The 19,220-nt window shown below is 49.7% G+C and carries 19 protein-coding genes; 13 read left to right on the top strand and 6 right to left on the bottom strand.

Annotation, left to right across the window (positions count from 1 at the left end):
- Positions 1 to 72: 72 nt before the first annotated feature.
- Genes holA through leuS form a run of 3 tightly spaced genes read right to left on the bottom strand, consistent with a single transcriptional unit; the run spans position 73 to position 4,237 of the window.
- The gene (gene holA / locus ACWI0H_RS12555) at positions 73 to 1,140 is read right to left on the bottom strand and encodes a DNA polymerase III subunit delta (protein WP_485873590.1); all 1,068 of its coding nucleotides are present in this window, start codon (positions 1,138 to 1,140) and stop codon (positions 73 to 75) included.
- Complete coding sequence (locus ACWI0H_RS12550; RefSeq protein WP_008956582.1) at positions 1,137 to 1,631, bottom strand: LPS-assembly lipoprotein LptE; 495 nt, start codon at positions 1,629 to 1,631, stop codon at positions 1,137 to 1,139. The genes holA and ACWI0H_RS12550 overlap by 4 nt, the downstream gene beginning before the upstream one ends.
- Positions 1,628 to 4,237: a leucine--tRNA ligase gene (gene leuS, locus ACWI0H_RS12545; RefSeq protein ID WP_336274551.1), complete on the bottom strand. Its 2,610-nt coding sequence runs from the start codon at positions 4,235 to 4,237 to the stop codon at positions 1,628 to 1,630. Before leuS ends, ACWI0H_RS12550 begins: the two co-directional genes overlap by 4 nt.
- A 160-nt stretch (positions 4,238 to 4,397) precedes the next feature.
- Here leuS and ACWI0H_RS12540 point away from each other — a divergent pair, with 160 nt between their 5' ends.
- Positions 4,398 to 4,919 carry a zinc ribbon-containing protein gene (locus ACWI0H_RS12540; RefSeq protein ID WP_336274552.1) on the top strand — a complete coding sequence of 174 codons (522 nt, stop codon included), beginning with the start codon at positions 4,398 to 4,400 and terminating at the stop codon, positions 4,917 to 4,919.
- Between the two features lie 9 nt (positions 4,920 to 4,928).
- Here ACWI0H_RS12540 and ACWI0H_RS12535 read toward each other — a convergent pair whose 3' ends face one another.
- Positions 4,929 to 6,242 (bottom strand): hypothetical protein, encoded by a 1,314-nt coding sequence (locus ACWI0H_RS12535; protein WP_336274553.1) that lies wholly within the window; start codon positions 6,240 to 6,242, stop codon positions 4,929 to 4,931.
- 398 nt (positions 6,243 to 6,640) lie between these two features.
- Positions 6,641 to 7,606 carry an integron integrase gene (locus ACWI0H_RS12530; protein WP_290673205.1) on the bottom strand — a complete coding sequence of 322 codons (966 nt, stop codon included), beginning with the start codon at positions 7,604 to 7,606 and terminating at the stop codon, positions 6,641 to 6,643.
- Between the two features lie 241 nt (positions 7,607 to 7,847).
- On the opposite strand from ACWI0H_RS12530, the gene ACWI0H_RS12525 reads away from it, so the two are divergent.
- The 9 genes from ACWI0H_RS12525 to ACWI0H_RS12485 all read left to right on the top strand — a co-directional run bounded on the left by ACWI0H_RS12525 (position 7,848) and on the right by ACWI0H_RS12485 (position 15,566).
- The gene (locus ACWI0H_RS12525) at positions 7,848 to 8,552 is read left to right on the top strand and encodes a GIY-YIG nuclease family protein (protein ID WP_485873587.1); all 705 of its coding nucleotides are present in this window, start codon (positions 7,848 to 7,850) and stop codon (positions 8,550 to 8,552) included.
- A gap of 100 nt (positions 8,553 to 8,652) precedes the next feature.
- On the top strand, positions 8,653 to 8,952 hold the full coding sequence (locus tag ACWI0H_RS12520; RefSeq protein WP_485873588.1) for a hypothetical protein: 300 nt from the start codon (positions 8,653 to 8,655) through the stop codon (positions 8,950 to 8,952).
- Positions 8,953 to 9,056: 104 nt separating this feature from the next.
- Entirely contained in the window at positions 9,057 to 9,773 is a 717-nt protein-coding gene (locus ACWI0H_RS12515; protein ID WP_485873589.1) for a hypothetical protein, read from the top strand.
- Positions 9,774 to 9,879: 106 nt separating this feature from the next.
- Positions 9,880 to 10,584 carry a GIY-YIG nuclease family protein gene (locus ACWI0H_RS12510; protein ID WP_485873587.1) on the top strand — a complete coding sequence of 235 codons (705 nt, stop codon included), beginning with the start codon at positions 9,880 to 9,882 and terminating at the stop codon, positions 10,582 to 10,584.
- Between the two features lie 82 nt (positions 10,585 to 10,666).
- A complete protein-coding gene (locus ACWI0H_RS12505) occupies positions 10,667 to 11,383 on the top strand; it encodes a hypothetical protein (protein ID WP_485873589.1) in 717 nt (238 codons plus the stop codon).
- A gap of 798 nt (positions 11,384 to 12,181) precedes the next feature.
- On the top strand, positions 12,182 to 12,481 hold the full coding sequence (locus ACWI0H_RS12500; RefSeq protein ID WP_485873588.1) for a hypothetical protein: 300 nt from the start codon (positions 12,182 to 12,184) through the stop codon (positions 12,479 to 12,481).
- 121 nt (positions 12,482 to 12,602) lie between these two features.
- Complete coding sequence (locus ACWI0H_RS12495; protein ID WP_485873587.1) at positions 12,603 to 13,307, top strand: GIY-YIG nuclease family protein; 705 nt, start codon at positions 12,603 to 12,605, stop codon at positions 13,305 to 13,307.
- Between the two features lie 84 nt (positions 13,308 to 13,391).
- The gene (locus ACWI0H_RS12490) at positions 13,392 to 13,991 is read left to right on the top strand and encodes a hypothetical protein (protein ID WP_050713458.1); all 600 of its coding nucleotides are present in this window, start codon (positions 13,392 to 13,394) and stop codon (positions 13,989 to 13,991) included.
- Positions 13,992 to 14,615: 624 nt separating this feature from the next.
- Positions 14,616 to 15,566 (top strand): ComEC/Rec2 family competence protein, encoded by a 951-nt coding sequence (locus tag ACWI0H_RS12485; RefSeq protein WP_485873586.1) that lies wholly within the window; start codon positions 14,616 to 14,618, stop codon positions 15,564 to 15,566.
- 481 nt (positions 15,567 to 16,047) lie between these two features.
- Here the strand turns inward: ACWI0H_RS12485 and ACWI0H_RS12480 are convergent.
- Positions 16,048 to 17,210 (bottom strand): IS3 family transposase gene (locus ACWI0H_RS12480; protein ID WP_336270105.1). Its coding sequence is split into 2 segments (ribosomal slippage): positions 16,048 to 16,937 and positions 16,937 to 17,210, totalling 1,164 coding nucleotides; the frame shifts between segments, so codons are not numbered across the junction.
- A gap of 673 nt (positions 17,211 to 17,883) precedes the next feature.
- Between ACWI0H_RS12480 and ACWI0H_RS12475 the strand changes: the two genes are divergently transcribed.
- The 3 genes from ACWI0H_RS12475 to ACWI0H_RS12465 all read left to right on the top strand — a co-directional run bounded on the left by ACWI0H_RS12475 (position 17,884) and on the right by ACWI0H_RS12465 (position 19,193).
- Positions 17,884 to 18,156, top strand: a complete 273-nt coding sequence (locus tag ACWI0H_RS12475; RefSeq protein WP_022989998.1) for a CopG family ribbon-helix-helix protein — start codon at positions 17,884 to 17,886, stop codon at positions 18,154 to 18,156.
- On the top strand, positions 18,153 to 18,434 hold the full coding sequence (locus ACWI0H_RS12470) for a type II toxin-antitoxin system RelE/ParE family toxin (RefSeq protein WP_023012028.1): 282 nt from the start codon (positions 18,153 to 18,155) through the stop codon (positions 18,432 to 18,434). Before ACWI0H_RS12475 ends, ACWI0H_RS12470 begins: the two co-directional genes overlap by 4 nt.
- Before the next feature lie 168 nt (positions 18,435 to 18,602).
- On the top strand, positions 18,603 to 19,193 hold the full coding sequence (locus tag ACWI0H_RS12465) for a hypothetical protein (RefSeq protein ID WP_485873585.1): 591 nt from the start codon (positions 18,603 to 18,605) through the stop codon (positions 19,191 to 19,193).
- The last annotated feature ends 27 nt before the right edge of the window (positions 19,194 to 19,220 follow it).

Raw genomic sequence — 19,220 nt, 5'->3', positions numbered from 1 at the left:
ATAGACTAGTCGGGGGGTGTGGAGTGAGTATAGAAACAATTGGTTCAATTTTTAAGTCTAATGTGCAAAGTACTAATTATTTGCACTAATGCGATAGGTCCAGGCGGATTCAGAAAGCAGCCCACGACCACCGGCCATGGTCATTGCCAAATCATTTAGGCCTGGCCACAGCGGTATTGTTGCAGCGCCTTTAACGGCTAAATCGAGCCGCTGTGCCATTAACAGCAATTTATGCAGGCGCTTCATTGGCAGGCGGCCAATCGCTTTTTGATAGGCCGGACGTCGCTTATCAAAAATCATCGGCTTTTGGCTTTTGCAGGCATGTTCAAAGCTTTGCCCTTGATCCAGATGCTGATGCAGCGAGAGGAGAGTGCGCAGCTCCCGGGTCAGTGCCCAAAGCACGATGGGGGCCTCGACCCCTTCACTACGCAATCCATTGACGATACGCGATGCGCGGCTAGGTTCGCCTTTTAGGCAGGCATCGGCCAAATTGAAAACATCGAAGCGTGTGCTGTCTTCAACGCCTTGGGCAATGCTTTCCACATTCAAGCGCGTGCCCTGCGGGTGAATCAGCGCTAGTTTCTGCAGCTCCTGGTCGGCGGCCAGTAGGTTACCCTCTGTGCGCTCACCCAGCAGGCGAGCTGCATCCAGATCGATTTGTAAGCCGTGGAGTGACGCGCGATCCCTTAGCCAGTAACCCAACCGGGAAACATCGACAGGCCAGACCGGTACGAATAACCCTTGCTTATCCAGCGTTTTGAACCAGGCACTTTTCTGCTGCTTGGCGTCTAATTTGCCCATACTGATAAGCAAGATATCATCGCTGTTATCCAGTGTTTCGGCATACTGCGCTAGTGCTTTACTGCCTTCTTGCCCTAGCTTGTGATTGCCCAAACGCAATTCCATGAGCTTGCTGGTCGCAAACAATGAGAGGTTGCTGGACATCTCCATCAACCGACCCCAAGCAAAGTTGGGCTCTACATCGAGTACTTCACGCTCTTCAACGCCTGCTTGGCGAGCTGCTTTCCTTACAGCATCGCAGGCATCGCGATGTTGTAAGGGCTCATCCCCCGCCACGATAACCACGCGGGGCAGCTTTTTTGCTAACGCAGCGGGTAGCTGATCAGCAAATACCTTCACTGCATGCCCTCAATGTAAGCAAGGCGTTCGATGATTTGCTGAGACAATTGTCGAGCAAGCGTTTGCTCGGCTTCCATCATCAGCGTTTCACGGTTAAGGAGATCATCGTCGCTAACGCGAATACGCGTGCTCGTCGTCAGGGTCGCGTTATTGAGGTGATAGGCATTGGATGCCCGCTCTTGTACCGAAAGCGAAGTGCTCAGTGTCAGCTCATGTTCACGACTTGCGCGGCCATCACCACCCAATCGCCGCTCAATTAACGCAGGCGTACCCAGGGTGACCCGCCATGGGGCATCAGCCGTTACCTGAGTGCCTAACTGTTGAAGGCGCGCAGCGACCTGTTGGGCAACGGCACTGTTGGTGTCGCCCTCTAGGGAAAGGGGAGGCAGCGTGGGCAGTGATTCAGTACCCCGTAGCTGAAACCCGCAGGCGCTAAGCAGCACCGCCGCTGAGGCGGCGATGCTGGCGGTTAAAAATGTGCGTCGATTCATCCGCTCACCACGATGTTGACCAATTTGCCGGGCACCACGATCACTTTACGCACGGTGTTACCTTCAAGATAGCGCTGCACGTTTTCGTGTTCCATGGCGAGTTTTTCGATCGATGCCTTATCGGCGCTTGCGGGCACCTCAAGACGGGCACGCAGTTTACCGTTGACCTGCACCACCAGCTCAATGCTATCGCGGGTTAGGGCCGTTTCATCCACGGCAGGCCAAGTCGCTTCAATGGCCGGGCCCGTATGGCCCAGTGCTTCCCATAGGCTGTGGCACAGGTGCGGGGTAATCGGCGAGAGCAGTAATACACCGGCTTCCAACGCTTCACGGCTAACCGCGAGACCCAGTTCAGACGTGTCGTCGAACTTGCCGATCGCGTTGGAGAGCTCCATGACGGCCGCGATCGCCGTATTGAAGGTGGTGCGGCGGCCAATGTCGTCGCTGGCCTTCTTGATGGTCTCGTGAGTTTTACGCCGCAGTGCCTTCTGGTCATCATTGAGCGCGTCAATGTTGAGCGGCCCAGGCGTACCAGCCGCCAAATGCTCATTGACCTGACGCCATAGGCGCTTCAAGAAACGGTGAGCACCCTCTACGCCGGAATCCGACCACTCCAACGACTGCTCGGGCGGTGCGGCAAACATCATAAACAGGCGCACGGTATCGGCGCCGAACTTGTCGATCATCGACTGCGGGTCAACGCCGTTGTTTTTCGACTTGGACATCTTCTCAATGCCGCCCATCTCCACAGGCTCGCCGTCGCTCATTAATATAGCGCTCAGCGGGCGGCCTTTCTCGTCGCGCTTCACCTCCACATCCGCAGGGTTAAACCACTGCTTGCCGCCGTTATCGGTAGGGCGATAGAAGGTTTCTGCGATCACCATGCCTTGGGTCAGCAACTGCTGGAAGGGCTCATCGGAATCGACCAAACCGAAATCACGCATCAACTTGTGGAAGAAGCGGGCATACAACAGGTGCAGAATGGCGTGCTCGATACCGCCAATATAGAGATCTACCGGCAGCCAGTAGTTGGCACGTTCGTCCAGCATCGCCTCGGTGTTATCGGCACAGCAGAAGCGCGCGTAGTACCAGGAGGACTCCATAAAGGTGTCGAAGGTGTCGGTTTCACGGGTCCAGCCATCGCCCAGGTCAGAGAACGCGGGCATCTTTTTCAGCGGCGAGCCGGATGCATCGACGGTGACTTCCATGGGCAGCGATACTGGCAGTTCGTCGTCGGTTAACGGTACGGTTTGACCTTCTGGGCCGTATTTAACCGGAATCGGCGCGCCCCAGTAGCGCTGGCGGGCAACGCCCCAATCGCGCAAGCGGTAGTTGGTTTTGACTTCGCCACGGCCAAGCTCGGCCAATTTGGCCGCAATCGCATCAAAGGCCTGTTCAAAGCCCAGCCCATCGAACTCGCCTGAATTCACTACCGTGCCGTATTCGGCGTAGGCCGCTTCAGAAACGTCGGCAGGCTGGCCGCTTTCGTCGGCAATCACCGCTTTAATAGCAATGCCGTATTTGGTGGCAAACTCCCAGTCGCGCTGGTCGTGGCCGGGAACCGCCATCACCGCGCCGGTGCCAAATTCCATCAACACGAAATTAGCCACATAAACCGGCACTTCATCGCCGGTCAGCGGGTGAACCGCCCTATGGCCGGTGAGCATGCCTTTTTTCTCTTTGGTGGCCATTTCTGCTTCAGAGGTGCCGCCCTTGGCGCACTCATCGCAGAAGGCCGCCAGCTCACTGTTCTGCTCAGCCGCCTGCTTGGCCAGCGGGTGACCTGCGGCAACCGCGACATAGGTCACGCCTAGCAGCGTATCCGGGCGCGTGGTGTACACCGCCAGCGGGTCGCAGGTGCTGCCGTCTTTCGCCTTGATATCGGAGCCTTCAGCGGTCTTGATATCAAAGCTGAGCTCAACGCCACGGGATTTCCCAATCCAGTTACGCTGCATGGTTTTGACCTGCTCAGGCCACTCTACTTTATCCAGGTCGGCCAGCAGCTCGTCGGCGTAGTCGGTAATCTTCAAGAACCACAGCGGGATCTCTTTGCGCTCAACCAACGCGCCGGAACGCCAGCCACGGCCATCAATCACCTGCTCGTTAGCAAGTACGGTTTGATCAACCGGGTCCCAGTTCACCGTGGACATCTTCTTATAGACCAAGCCTTTTTCCACCAGCTTGGTAAAGAACCACTGCTCCCAGCGGTAGTAGCTGGTATCGCAGGTGGCGAATTCACGGCTCCAGTCGTAGGCAAAGCCCAGCGCCTTCAATTGATTGCGCATGTAATCGATGTTCTGGTAGGTCCACTCGGCGGGCGGCACCTGATTCTGAATGGCGGCGTTTTCAGCGGGCATGCCAAATGCATCCCAGCCCATGGGCTGCATGACATTTTTACCCTGCATGCGCTGGAAACGGGAGACAACGTCGCCGATAGTATAGTTACGCACATGGCCCATGTGCAGCTTGCCGCTAGGGTAGGGGAACATGGATAGGCAGTAAAACTTCTCGCGATTTGCGTCCTCTACGGCTTTGAAGCACTGATGTTTGTCCCAGTACTGCTGGGCGTCGCGTTCGATATCACGAGGGTTGTATTGTGCGTCCATCGGTTTATTAATGCCTTGGCGTATTCGCCCAAAAGGGGCGCAAAGTGAATGTTAGATGACTACTGTCAGATAAGTGAGGTCGATTGTATCCTATGCAGGTGTATCCTTGAACGGTAAGCCGAGGATAGGATCTGCATGCGTCGACAAAAGGAGAGGTACCATGAGTGAACAACAGAATGACAATCGCCTACGCGAAGGCTACGAACGACTGTTAGAGCGGATGCAGGGCGGCGCTAACGAGTTAACCTGGGAAAACTTACAGAAGGATCTAGACGACGCGGTTGAGTTTGAATCGGAGCTGGAAGAGTACACCAAAGACGAGCTAGCGCTGCTGCGTGCCTGGGTAGAGCGCGATCTTAAAGATATGCGCTACTACATGGCGGACACCGGCAAGCAAGTCGCCAGCTGGTTGGGTATTGATCTTGAAGGTCTTTCCCGTCGCGTGGCGGAGTCGTTGCTCTCCATTGCTGACCGCAGCGTGGTAGACCGCGAGCGCTTTGAAGAGGACTTAGAAGCCGCCCGCGCCGACTACTGCGAAGGTGAAATGGCAGCACCCGGTTTAATGGCCTGTACCCATTGCGACGCCCAAGTAATGCTGCCTAACGTGGCGCGGCTGGAACCTTGCCACCAGTGCGGTCATCGCTACTTCTACCGCTTCCCCAATAAAATCGTCGAGACCTAAGCGAGCCGGTTAACCCACTATATAACTGACGCCTGCGATCGCGACCAGCGAAAGCAGGCTCATCACCGCCGCGTAGAGCAGGTTGTTTTTCATCATGCGATAACCGCTTACCCCATAACGCCCCTGTAGCGAAAGGTTGATCCCTGAAAGCGGCCCCACGCTGGTACCCACCGCCCACGAACTTAATGCCACAAAGGCAAACAAAGTCTGTTCGCCGCTCTGCAGGTTCAGTATCGACGCCAGTACGGAAACGCCAATAATTGGGTGAAGGCCCACCAGCGCGCTTAAGGTAATCGCCGCAAAGCTGATCATCGCCTGAGGCGTGCCGAAACGCGTGAACAGGGTCCAGTCGCTACCTGCCGCAGCACTAACCAGCGTCGAAAGGCCAATCGTCAAAAGCCCCGCGGCTAAAAACAGCGAAATCTCCCCGCGCATGGCGGGTAGCCGCGTAGTGGTGTGCTGACGAATGCGCCGTAGGGTAAAACGTGGCCCATCGCGGAGGTTGCTCAGCACCGCCACGCCAGGCAGCAGAAAGGTAATAATGCTGACGATGGTAAGGGAAGGGGTGAGCCAAAAGTGAAACAGCATCACCAGTGCCGCCATGCCCACCGGCATCAGTAGGCTGCGCGGCGACAACGAAAAACCATCTACTTCGGTAAGATCAAATCGGCGTCTTAGTTCCAGTGTGGTTAACAGCCCTGACAGCATCGCCATGGGAAAGCCCACCACGGCAATTTGCGCATACTGCACATCGGGTACCAACGCGATCACTACCGCCATGGAAGCAAAAAACGGTGACCACAACGCAGCACTTGAAAGCCCCCGGTTAAGCGCCAGTAGTTGCGGAGTCGTCAGCGGCCCACGCCGGGCCAGCTTATCGCCCACCATAAACACAGTAGAGAGATTTAAAATCGTGCCCAGAAAGTGCACCCCCAGCCAGGTACGTAAAATACCGCCCGCCCCAGTCACCCGTTGGCCTGTTGCACCCTTAGTGCCTTGCTTGCCAATCAGCGAGATAAAACTAACGCCCACCAGCATCGCCGCCACAAAGGCATTACCCTGCAGCATCGCAGGCCAATCCACTTCAGCGCCATACACAAACCGCGCCACCAGTAGCATCAGCGTACCCAGCGCCATCAACACACCCGCCTGAGCCCGCGAGCGGCGAGGAATATCCCGCCACAGCAACAAAACCGCCACCCACAGCAAATAGCTCACCGCATGGGCAGTGCCCAATAAGCCTGTAAAGCCAATAATTTGTGCGATCAAGCCAAGCAGAATCAGCACGCCCGCCAAGCGCTGCCGAGAAGTCGTCTCTTGCATGCCAAACCCTTAATAGTGAATTAGCAGGCTAATCGGATTTGCAAAGGAAGGCCAGCAGTAAGCTAAGAGTTAGGGGAGGGGCTTTCGTAGCGCCTAGTAACGAGCGAGGCAGCAGTGCCCTTGGTTGGCACTAATACATGCATAGCCACATTTCGTAGCGCGTGGTAACGAATTTGCGAGGAACGAGCAAATGAGGCACCCGCGGAAGCATCGCGAAGCGATGCCCGAACAAAAACCAAGTAAGTTATTCAACTTAAATACAACGCCCTTTCTCGCCTCAACACGTGACCTGAGGTGGGTTTGTGAATAAAGTATGATTAATTAGCCAAACACGGTCACAAGCGGAGCGTTTTAACGCAGCCCAGATGCACCGGGGCGGTAGCGTGCTTTGCTTTTGACTAGCCTAAAGGGCTGCGCACACCTGCAAATTCCTTACCTATTACATGCGTATAAATTTGCGTTGTCTCGATACTTTTGTGGCCTAGCAATTCTTGTACTGTGCGAATATCCGTGCCTTGGCTTAGTAATTGGGTGGCGAAACTGTGCCGTAAGGTATGGCAAGAGCCTGGACGTGGCAATGATGCAGATTTCATCGCCTGCTTCACGGCCTTTTGCACAGCCGATGAATGAATATGGTGAAGAACGACGTTCCCGGCATCATCACAGCATGGGCGGCTGGCAGGAAACAGCCATTGCCAACCTAGGGAAATACCTGCGTTTGGGTACTTACGGTCCAGAGCATGAGGTAAAGTTACTGGTACGCGACCACGTGCTAGCCGATAGGCAAGTTGCCGTTCAGCCGACTCAATTTGCGCCTCTAACGCGGGAAGACAGACAGCGGGTAGTAAAGTGGTTCGGTCTTTATCACCTTTCCCTGCCCTGACGGTGATGATATGGCGTTCGGTATCAATATCTCTTACGCGCAAACGACACGTTTCGATGAGTCTCAGTCCCGAGCCATACATAAGGGTTGCCATCAAATTCATAGGCCCAGACAATTGATTTAATACGCGCATAACCTCTTCGTGAGAAAGCACGACAGGTAATCGACGCGGGCGTTTAGCTCGTGAAAAGGTACCAATATCACCCAATGGCATATCAAGGATATGGCGATACAGAAATACTAAAGCATTAAGCGCTTGGTTTTGTGTAGCTGCAGCCACATATCGCTCTACGGCAAGGTGCTCCAGAAAAGCTTGGACTTCAGAAGAGCCCATACTGGCTGGGTGTCGCACCCCATGATAGCGAATGAAGTAACGTATCCAGTAACAGTATGTTTTTTCAGTACGTGGGCTGTAGCGCTTTACTCGCATAACAGCTTTCACACGATCCATTAGTTTCGGAGGCCTGCTTTGCATATCCATTTGGTGTCTGTCTCCTGGCAGTGGATATACATACAGTATTATTGAGCTTGGCAAAACGCGCAAGCATGCGAATTCTGCAAATGCAGCCTAATTAATATTAATTTATTTTAAAATCATGTGGTTATGCACGAAAAGGTAGGCTACATTTGCTAAGTAAACATGCTGGCGCGTTCATCCAATCATAGGACGCGCCGTCTAATACCTGTTACGTGTCTTTAAGAGTTCGGAGTATTTTTGAATAATGCAAAATATTATCTATGTAATGCGCCATGTAGATATTGGTGGGAATGTCGATATTCCGTATAAGAAAGTGGGTATAACTGGAGCCGGGAATGCAAGCCTTAGTTCAAGGTTACAACAGATAAGCAATACCAAATCTCCTATAAAGGCGCAATGTATCGCTGCTTGGGAGCATCATGACGCAAGGGCTGTTGAAAATGCATTACACATGCTCCTAGATGACAGCCGAATTGAGGGTGAATGGTTCTTAGATAAAGACGATACTCTAGTAGAGCGTATGCAACCAATTATGGAGCTAATTGGTGCGAAAGAATTACCGATTGAACAAAGTAATGACGCCTATACCCAAAGCGTCCTTCGTAAAGAAGTAGAAGCCAAACAAAAGTCTGACCATATTTTACTTGGTGAGATTTCAGATTTACTAGAGAAGCCTCTTAGATCAAGTTCACGGATTGCTGGGCCAACATTTTTCAGTGATGATAAACAGCTAACTTACTACGTAAATGCAAGGAAGTCGGGCAAGCATCATCTCTCTATAGGCCGGAGCAGGGATGTCTATGATGATATTAAAGAGTTCCTTGAAGGCCGTGGGTTTGACGTAGAGCAAGGCAAAAAGGGTGGTGCAAAAGTAATGAGTATAAGCACTGAAACAGTTGCCTCAGTAATTAACTTAATTGAGCGCGAGTTTGTGCCAATCAACACGTAACAAGTTGCAGCAGTACGCGCCTTCGGCGCCGGACGCTCGTACCTCGCGCCGCTGTGCAAAGCGTTAGATTTCCGAGTTACCCACGAATAAGGAGGCAAGCATGTTAATGGCGCAGTACAAAGAAAAACTTCTCAATGAATTTGAGGCACGATCTGATGAGTGGACCTTCGCAGATTTCGAACGCAGACTTGGCGAGGTCCGCAAAGGTACTAGCTATCATGATGCAAAGGGCATCATCAATGACGCTCATAGTGCAGGTAAGTGGCCGAATACCGTGAAACGATATTTGCTGACGAACTATAGAGCCCATGGAAACGTCAGTTCCGAATTCAGCAATACTTTCCGCCAGATTTGCTCATCTATGACCGACAGCGAAAAGGAAGCGTGGGGGGTAGAGTGAAATCTAACCAGTCGGTCAACCGGACGCCAAAAGCGTACCGCTTTTGGTTCCCTCCGCTGGCGCTCCGGCGCCGGTTACCTCAGCGTTAAATTGCAAGGAGAGTTATGATTCAAACTGAAGTCCTTGCTCTTTGGGGAGCTGTTACGGGGACCATCGGCACTTTAGCTGGTTTACTTGGCCTATGGCTCCGATTCAGGCAGCACGGGCTAAACAAGCCAAAACTCAAATGTGAGTCTTCCTTTGGCTATGATGGTCCTAAAACCCCAAAACATAAAATCACGGTTAGAGCAGTAGGACGACGACCTGTTTCTATTGACTATATTAAGTATTTCATTCTTCCAAGAACCTGGAGACAAAGAGCTACTAAGTACTTTCAGCATAAAAAAGGGCGATGGATTTGGCGTCAACATCCGAAGTCGGCAGTGAAATTAAACGAAGGTGAAAAGTCTGAGTTCTTTATCTCCTTGCATGAAAGTCTCTGTATAACCGAGATCTACAAGGTAGAAGTCGTAGATCAGACTGGTCATTCTTGGCCTGTAAAATGGGTATCACAGAAAAGGCTCAAGAGCATTGCCACTCACGAAGTTCTAGATGAATATAATGATGAGAACGAAAAGCGTATTGTTGGCGTTACGGGCTATCGCGTTGGCGAAAGATTTTATATAGGCACGAGCTTCAATACCAAGCCAGTACGCACAGGTAAAACCTGTGGTAGGGGGTTCTGGTTTCTTGATGAAGAAAAGTACAAAGAAAAGCTTCATGACGTAATCGACTACCAAGCTCATAGGTTTCTGTCCGGCGAGACAGAGGAGATAATCTAGCAATGCAATTTAACAATCAACTGCAGCGGAACAATTTCCGCTTCGCTTCAATTGTCCGCTGAGCTGGGCGTTACGTGTCTTTAAGAGTTCGGAGTATTTTTGAATAATGCAAAATATTATCTATGTAATGCGCCATGTAGATATTGGTGGGAATGTCGATATTCCGTATAAGAAAGTGGGTATAACTGGAGCCGGGAATGCAAGCCTTAGTTCAAGGTTACAACAGATAAGCAATACCAAATCTCCTATAAAGGCGCAATGTATCGCTGCTTGGGAGCATCATGACGCAAGGGCTGTTGAAAATGCATTACACATGCTCCTAGATGACAGCCGAATTGAGGGTGAATGGTTCTTAGATAAAGACGATACTCTAGTAGAGCGTATGCAACCAATTATGGAGCTAATTGGTGCGAAAGAATTACCGATTGAACAAAGTAATGACGCCTATACCCAAAGCGTCCTTCGTAAAGAAGTAGAAGCCAAACAAAAGTCTGACCATATTTTACTTGGTGAGATTTCAGATTTACTAGAGAAGCCTCTTAGATCAAGTTCACGGATTGCTGGGCCAACATTTTTCAGTGATGATAAACAGCTAACTTACTACGTAAATGCAAGGAAGTCGGGCAAGCATCATCTCTCTATAGGCCGGAGCAGGGATGTCTATGATGATATTAAAGAGTTCCTTGAAGGCCGTGGGTTTGACGTAGAGCAAGGCAAAAAGGGTGGTGCAAAAGTAATGAGTATAAGCACTGAAACAGTTGCCTCAGTAATTAACTTAATTGAGCGCGAGTTTGTGCCAATCAACACGTAACAAGTTGCAGCAGTACGCGCCTTCGGCGCCGGACGCTCGTACCTCGCGCCGCTGTGCAAAGCGTTAAATTGCAAGGAGAGTTATGATTCAAACTGAAGTCCTTGCTCTTTGGGGAGCTGTTACGGGGACCATCGGCACTTTAGCTGGTTTACTTGGCCTATGGCTCCGATTCAGGCAGCACGGGCTAAACAAGCCAAAACTCAAATGTGAGTCTTCCTTTGGCTATGATGGTCCTAAAACCCCAAAACATAAAATCACGGTTAGAGCAGTAGGACGACGACCTGTTTCTATTGACTATATTAAGTATTTCATTCTTCCAAGAACCTGGAGACAAAGAGCTACTAAGTACTTTCAGCATAAAAAAGGGCGATGGATTTGGCGTCAACATCCGAAGTCGGCAGTGAAATTAAACGAAGGTGAAAAGTCTGAGTTCTTTATCTCCTTGCATGAAAGTCTCTGTATAACCGAGATCTACAAGGTAGAAGTCGTAGATCAGACTGGTCATTCTTGGCCTGTAAAATGGGTATCACAGAAAAGGCTCAAGAGCATTGCCACTCACGAAGTTCTAGATGAATATAATGATGAGAACGAAAAGCGTATTGTTGGCGTTACGGGCTATCGCGTTGGCGAAAGATTTTATATAGGCACGAGCTTCAATACCAAGCCAGTACGCACAGGTAAAACCTGTGGTAGGGGGTTCTGGTTTCTTGATGAAGAAAAGTACAAAGAAAAGCTTCATGACGTAATCGACTACCAAGCTCATAGGTTTCTGTCCGGCGAGACAGAGGAGATAATCTAGCAATGCAATTTAACAATCAACTGCAGCGGAACAATTTCCGCTTCGCTTCAATTGTCCGCTGAGCTGGGCGTTAAAGGCCTTGCTCCGGTGTTCTTTGGTTTGGTGTTTTACCGCCGCTTGGCAGGTTGCCGGCAGGCAGAAAACAGCCCTAAGTTTGGCAACGGCTTCGGCGCGTAATTTGGAGTTCAGGTCGCGGGGCAATCCGGCGTAATCGTCGGGTAATTTCCGCTCATTCGGTGGCCTGGTTCCTGGCGCAATGGGTCAAGCTGGCACACAGTATCGGGAGTTGGCATTCAGCATTGGGTGCCCAATAAAAACCAAGGGTGAACAGGCCCTTAACAAGTCGCAGCAGTACGCGGCCGATGGCCGCCGGACGCCCTTTCCATGGCTCCTTCGTCGCCATTCCAAGGTCGCCGCTGTGCTCAGCGTTAAATGCCTTACTCCGGTGCTTTTTGGTGTTGTGTTCGGGCGCGGTTTCAGTGGTTGCCGGCAGGCAGAACACAGCCCTCAGTCAGGCATCAGTTTTGGCAGCTAATTGGGTGTTCAGGTCGCGGGGCAATCCGGCATCCCATCGTGCGTCTTCGGCGCATTCCGTGCCCTGGTTCCTAGCGCCATGGGTCGAGCTGGTTCAAAGTATTGGGAGTGGGCATTCGGCATTGGGTGCCGCAACAAAGTGCCGGGTAACCGGCATCTAACAATACGCACCAGTACGCGGCCTGCGGCCGCCGGACGCCCTTGACAGGGCGCCGCTGTGCTCCGCGTTAGATTTCCGAGTTACCCACGAATAAGGAGGCAAGCATGTTAATGGCGCAGTACAAAGAAAAACTTCTCAATGAATTTGAGGCACGATCTGATGAGTGGACCTTCGCAGATTTCGAACGCAGACTTGGCGAGGTCCGCAAAGGTACTAGCTATCATGATGCAAAGGGCATCATCAATGACGCTCATAGTGCAGGTAAGTGGCCGAATACCGTGAAACGATATTTGCTGACGAACTATAGAGCCCATGGAAACGTCAGTTCCGAATTCAGCAATACTTTCCGCCAGATTTGCTCATCTATGACCGACAGCGAAAAGGAAGCGTGGGGGGTAGAGTGAAATCTAACCAGTCGGTCAACCGGACGCCAAAAGCGTACCGCTTTTGGTTCCCTCCGCTGGCGCTCCGGCGCCGGTTACCTCAGCGTTACGTGTCTTTAAGAGTTCGGAGTATTTTTGAATAATGCAAAATATTATCTATGTAATGCGCCATGTAGATATTGGTGGGAATGTCGATATTCCGTATAAGAAAGTGGGTATAACTGGAGCCGGGAATGCAAGCCTTAGTTCAAGGTTACAACAGATAAGCAATACCAAATCTCCTATAAAGGCGCAATGTATCGCTGCTTGGGAGCATCATGACGCAAGGGCTGTTGAAAATGCATTACACATGCTCCTAGATGACAGCCGAATTGAGGGTGAATGGTTCTTAGATAAAGACGATACTCTAGTAGAGCGTATGCAACCAATTATGGAGCTAATTGGTGCGAAAGAATTACCGATTGAACAAAGTAATGACGCCTATACCCAAAGCGTCCTTCGTAAAGAAGTAGAAGCCAAACAAAAGTCTGACCATATTTTACTTGGTGAGATTTCAGATTTACTAGAGAAGCCTCTTAGATCAAGTTCACGGATTGCTGGGCCAACATTTTTCAGTGATGATAAACAGCTAACTTACTACGTAAATGCAAGGAAGTCGGGCAAGCATCATCTCTCTATAGGCCGGAGCAGGGATGTCTATGATGATATTAAAGAGTTCCTTGAAGGCCGTGGGTTTGACGTAGAGCAAGGCAAAAAGGGTGGTGCAAAAGTAATGAGTATAAGCACTGAAACAGTTGCCTCAGTAATTAACTTAATTGAGCGCGAGTTTGTGCCAATCAACACGTAACAAGTTGCAGCAGTACGCGCCTTCGGCGCCGGACGCTCGTACCTCGCGCCGCTGTGCAAAGCGTTATGTTTCTAGGAGAGAAATTTGAGTATCTGCCTCAACCTTACATCAGCAGACATCAGCCTCACTAAAGATTTAGTGGCGATCATTGGAACTTTCGGGGCGCTGGCAATCGGTATCCTTGGGTTGAATACATGGCGTCGTCAGCTGCATGGAACCTCCAAGTTCGAAGTTGCTAAAAATATACTTACAACAACTTACAAGATTGAGGACGCGATTCAGGCGGTAAGGAGCCCAATGCTTCATCTGCGAAAAGAGGAAGTTGAGGCAGGCAGAGCCCTGGAGCAAGAGCAACGAATATACTCTGAACGGTTGCAAAGGCTGAATGAAAAGCGAGCGGAATTGAGAACCTTGGCTCTCGAAGCACGAGCCATATGGGGAGAGCAAGATCACTTCGATGCACTTCAAAAGCTTATCGGTAAGCTCCATTCCGAAATTTGGCTCCATTTCTGGTTAAAGGGCGCTTATGCAGGGCCTGGTGCCCAAGTAGATCGAAGCCCCGAGCGAGTAGCCGCGAATGATAAAATTGTCTATTTCATTAATGATGAAGATGACTTTACTCAGCAGATCAAAAATGCTGTCAGTGATATTGAGTCAGTTTACAAGAAGCGGCTCCGCGAATGACGAAACATAACCAAGCAATTAAGTACGCTCCCTGCGGTCGCCGGACGCTCGTTCCTCGCGCCGCTTATTGCGGGCGTTAGCGTTCACCATGATCAAGTATCGAGATGGGGAAAATGTGGAAAATTTCATAGATAAATTATCGTCATATAATATATTTAATTATTTATTCCCGGGCGTGCTTTTTTGCGTTATTGCAGATAGATACTTTTTCATACCGCTGGTCCAGGATTCCATAGTAACTGGATTGTTCTTGTATTACTTCGTTGGTTTGGTAATTAGTAGATTTGGGTCATTGGTTTTGGAGCCAATCATGAAGAGGCTAAAAATCGTAAAGTTTTCAGAGTATTCAGATTTTATAAATGCTGTTAAATCTGATCCTAAAATTGAGATCCTATCTGAAACGAATAACATGTATCGATCGGTTCTCTCTGCGTTGCTACTTCTGTGTTTCGTCGTGATAGGAAAAAGTATAATAGAAATCTTTGATAGCTTGGAATCTTATATAAAATATGCAATTTTTCCGATTCTGGTAGTGCTGCTAGGGTTTTCTTATAAGAAGCAAACTAGTTACATCGTAAAAAGAATTGAAGCTAGTAAAGATAAATCTGTTGATAAGGTGAAAAATTGACAGTTAAAAGCAAAGTTACTCGATTTAGAGCTTACCAATTGTGTAGCGCGGGGTCTTCCTTCTCTTACTATAATGGAGATAGCTTTACACTTATAGAGGCTCGCTACAACGAAACCAATAAAGATAGCATTAAACAGGAGATGGGGTTTTGTGAGGTTGCCCGAATAGATAGCCTCCACATCACCTCTTGGGATAGAAATCATTGCTCTCCATCCCAGCTGGAAGAAATTCTTAGTGAGCTAAACCCAAGGAAAATCGAATATCCCGGATATGCTCCTCACTCCGAGTCTGGAAAAGAGAGTCTAAGAGTTATTCGGGCTTATGAGAGGCAAGGGAAAGGCAGTAAAAAGATAGTTAGCATAACTCCAGAATATATAAGCAGCTTAGATAAAGCTGAAAACTATGGGTATAAAGATACGTTACACCACCCCAAGTTTATAAATGCTGAAAGCTCTAACAATAATTCGACTGTAAAGCATTTCAGATCAGGGTCTTTCAATGTTCTTAGTTTGGGGGACGTAGAATGCAACAATATTGCATCAGGGCTTCGGCGTCAGAGGACTATTAACCAAGAAACCGATATAATGATCCTAGCTCATCACGGTGCGAGTAATGGGTTTACAACTTCCGCCTTTGTTAAAGCGGTAAAACCCACCATTGCAATTGCTAGTGCGGACTACGCAAATCAGTTTAAGCACCCAAAGCAAGAAATAAGAGATCTTCTTCATAAGAATGACGTCAAATTATTTACTACCAAGAATGGTGATGTCGTGGTTTTCTCAACAGGCTCACACTCTGGGCATTATAGAGTGGTGAATTTAAAGGCAGGTAGCACCGAGATTTCCAGTAAATACGACTTTTGTGCTCGCAAAACAAATTTCTTAAGAAATAACTCCGACACCATTAGAGCAAGAATAAATAGAGGAAATCGTGGGCCCAGACGCTAACAATCGGCTGCACAGCGACCGATTTTCCGCCGCTTCGCGGCTCCAAACCGGCGCGTGAGCCGGGCGTTAGCAATACAAAAGGGAGAAGATATGAAGACAAAACAACTGCTCGGATTAATCGGTTCAATCATCCTTTTTATCGGAGTTTTCACACCGATTGTGAGCGTACCAATTATGGGAAACATGAACTACTTCCAGAACGGTAAAGGAGATGGAACAATAGTCTTAATTCTGGCGGTAATTTCCCTCGTCTTAGTATTGGCAAACAAATACAAAGGTCTCTGGTTTACGGGCATCGGAAGCCTTGGGGTCATGCTTTTTACTTTCATCAACTTTCAATCAAAAATGTCTCAAGCAAAAGCCGATATGGAGACAGAGCTCGCAGGCAACCCATTTCGTGGTTTAGCAGATATGGCAATGCAGTCTGTTCAACTTCAATGGGGATGGGCATTGATGTGGCAACAGTCTTCCGGACATATTTCTAAGCAGCTACTGGTAGCGCTGACTCATAGTCCACTGGACTCATATAGCCATTGCTGGAGTGCAGCCGCACCCGGTTATAAAACACTTCGATATACTCGAAGATGACTTGCTTCGCTTCAGCCCGCGTCCTGAAGTCTTCATGGTGAACAAGTTCCGTCTTTAGCGTGTGGAAGAAGCTTTCTGACGGGGCATTATCCCAGCAATTTCCCTTACGACTCATACTGCACCGGTAACCATGTTGCGTCAGCAGCTGCTGGAAGTTGTCCGATGCATACTGGCTTCCGCGGTCGCTATGAACTAGTAATCCGGCATTAGGCCTACGCTTCCAAATCGCCATGGTGAGCGCATCATTGACCAGCGAGGTCGGCATGCGACTATCCATTGACCAACCTACGACAGCGCGCGAATACAAGTCGATAAACACCGCCAGGTAAAGCCACCCCTCCCGCGTCGGTATGTAGGTGATATCCCCCACATAAGCCTGATCGGGCTTCTCCGTGGTGAAGTGTCGATCCAGCAGGTTGGGAGCAATGGGTTTATCATGTTTCGAGTTCGTCGTTGCCCTGAACTTGCGCCTTGTTTTGCACGCCAAACCTTCCTCCTGCATTAATCGACCAATGCGACGCCGACTGACGGATTCATTCTCTTCAGACAGCTTCTGCTGGAGACGTCGCGTCCCATACGTCGCTCGGCTGGCTTGATGGTGTTTATGAATGTTGGCCTTCAACGCTTCATCTCGCTGGTTTCTCAAGCTGGGCGGCCGTAATTGCCACTCGTAATAACCGCTTCGAGAAACGTCAAACACCCGACACATCAGAGCGATGCTGAATTCGCTCTGATGGTGCATGATAAAGGTGTATTTCAGCGTGATTCTTTGGCGAAGAAGGCTGCCGCCTTTTTTAACAGTTCCCGCTCCTCCTTGAGGCGGGCATTTTCACGACGCAGCTGTTTTAGCTCCTCATACAGATGCACGTCATTTACCTGCTTACCGGAGCCTGGCGGTGGTTCGCCGTGAAATTTATTGATCCAGGTATGCAGTGTATTGACGTTCACCCCCAGTTCCCGGGCGGACTGGGCAACTGGCTGATTCGATTCTATCGCCAGTTTGACGGCACCTTCTCTGAATTCGTCGGTATAAGAATTGGTTTTCTTCTGAGTCATGACACACCTCTATAAGCAGGAGATACTACCTGCGTCTGTGTGTCCGGGAAACTATAGCCACTTCACATTGCTCATTGTAGGGGCTGCATTGGTCATTGCCAGCGCTGCAATGAAGGAAGAAACGTCAGAGAATAGCTAACAAGGCCAGGCACGCGACGCCTACTGCATTGCGGCTTCGCCTTCATTCCGTAGCCGCGCATGCTGGCTGGCGTTAATGGGCCGGCTTTTGTGGGTTTTTGGCGGGTGCGGTGCAAAGGCCTTGGCATCAGGTTTGGTGCAAAGCCCGCTCATGCTGGTGATCGCCAAGGCCGGAAAATTCGCTGTCGGGTTTGGTTGCCAAAATAGTCTGCGGTATTGGTATTCATGGCGTGCCCCAGTCTCGGGGCCGTCCGTCTTAAACGGTAATCGGGCCGGCGGCTTTTGCGTTCTGGTCCCTGTCGCATCCGTTGAGTTGGTGCAAGTTGTCCGGGAGAGGGCATGCGGCCTTTGATTCCAGACTCAACCACGGTGGTGAACGGCCATTAACCAGGCGGTCAACCGGACGCCAAAAGCGTACCGCTTTTGGTTCCCTCCGCTGCGCTCCGGCGCCGGTTACCTCAGCGTTAAATTTTTTGCCGCACCCTCGTAGACTATGTTGTAATACATCGTAGTAGCCAAACTCGAGGGTATAGTCATGAGCGTCACCACGGTTCGCCTTCAAGCAGAAGTTGAACAGCACCTGGAAGCAATTGCTGGCAGGTTGCACCGGAGCAAAGGTTGGGTAATTAACCAAGCATTATCGGAGTACATAGAAAAGCAGCAGCTGGAGCAAGAGCGCTGGAAACAGACCTTAGAAGCAATGGAGTCCGCTGCACAAGGCAAGGTTGTTGATGCCCGCGAGGTTCACAGCTGGCTTAATAGTTGGGGAACCGACAACGAGCAGGATGCACCGAGGTCAGGTAAGTGAAACTGGTTTACACGGACGAAGCCATTGAAGATTTACAGCGCCTCAGGGAGTTCATTGCAGTCCACAATCCATCGGCGGCAGCCCGGATCGCCACCGAACTGGTTGGCAAAATCGAATTGCTTCCTGATTTTCCCAAGATGGGCACACCAGTTGAAATGGCACCGGTGCCTGACTCTGTTCGAGATATGGTTTTCGGGAAATATGTCGTTCGATATTCGCTCCATCCCAGTGCCATCATCATTCTCCGGGTATGGCATGGCCTTGAAGGTGAGCGGTAGTAATTTAACCAGGCGCGTCACTCGGATGCCTTTGTCTCCGCTGCGCTGCGACAAAGCCACCGGTGCGCTTCAGCGTTATATTTCGGGTGGTCGATGTCATACGAGATCATACTAGTTAAGATTCTTCCTCAGGAATACTTGAACGACTTTCTTGATGGGAATCTTTACATGAATACTGATGCTTATTTCACCAGCATTGAAGGTGATGGTTTTCTCCGATCAGATACGGATGAAGGAGCAGACGAAGCGTTGCAGTTTAAAGAGATTGCTGTTCAAGATAGCGAGGGTAATTTTGTTCCGATTGGATGTGCGATAAGCCCTCTGATATATCGAAACGGGTATAAAGAAAACAAAAATTTTCTTTGTATGTATATGTTTACGGATGACTCTAATTTTTACTTTGATAAAAGAAATATTGGATTCGGTGATACTGCTGTAATAATTAAAGATTCTAAAGAGTTTGTTAGACGATTTGAAGAAGCAGCAAAAGCCTCCCCGAAGAGGCTTATAATAGGGCCGGTCGAGTACGTCAATAAACGCGAACATCATGGGAAAATGGGGCCATTCCGGAAGTTTTCGGAGTACGAGTATCAAAGTGAATTTCGTTTTGTTTTATTTGGGGGAATCGATGAAAACCCGAGTGCATTGAGATTCCCTATTGGTAATATAAGAGACATATCAGTGGTCTTAGAAAGTGAGCAACTGCCATCTTTAAAAATAAGAAAAGATGATGGAACTAGAGACGAAAATAAAATATAATCGGGTAGCCGGGGGTGTCTAGCCCCC

The organism is Halomonas sp. NYA30, assembly GCF_976980765.1.
The sequence above is the reverse complement of the archived record's forward strand: the minus strand, read 5'-3'. Positions and strand labels throughout refer to the sequence as shown.